Source organism: Staphylococcus borealis (genome assembly GCF_001224225.1).
GTDB lineage: Bacteria > Bacillota > Bacilli > Staphylococcales > Staphylococcaceae > Staphylococcus > Staphylococcus borealis.
On record NZ_CUEE01000029.1, the window covers coordinates 1 to 469 of the forward strand.

Below are 469 nucleotides of genomic sequence, written 5' to 3' on the forward strand. Positions count from 1 at the left end.
TGCTCGTTGAGTCGCTCTCACTTGTCGATGTTGATGCACTATCTGACGCACTTGTGCTTGTTGAATCACTCACACTCGTTGATGTTGACGCACTATCTGATGTACTTTCACTTAATGAGTCTGAAAGACTCGCGCTTTCTGATTCACTTAATGACGTGCTTGTACTTGTTGAATCGCTCACACTTGTTGATGCTGATGCACTCAATGATGTGCTTGCACTTGTTGAGTCACTCACGCTTGTTGATGTTGATGCACTATCTGATGTGCTTTCGCTTAATGAGTCTGAAAGACTCTCGCTTTCTGATCCACTTAATGACGTGCTCTCACTTGTTGAGTCACTCACACTCGTTGATGTTGACTCACTTAATGATGTACTTGCACTTGTTGAGTCGTTCACGCTTGTTGATGCTGATGCACTTAATGATGTACTTGTACTTGTTGAATCGCTCACGCTTGTTGATGTTGATGC

At 43.3% G+C, this 469-nt stretch carries 1 protein-coding gene; it reads left to right on the top strand.

The genetic code is table 11. The features are described 5' to 3' along the window. Positions 1 to 469, top strand: a 469-nt coding sequence (locus AK212_RS13710) for an MSCRAMM family adhesin SdrC (protein WP_244881459.1), incomplete at both ends; no start/stop codon positions are given.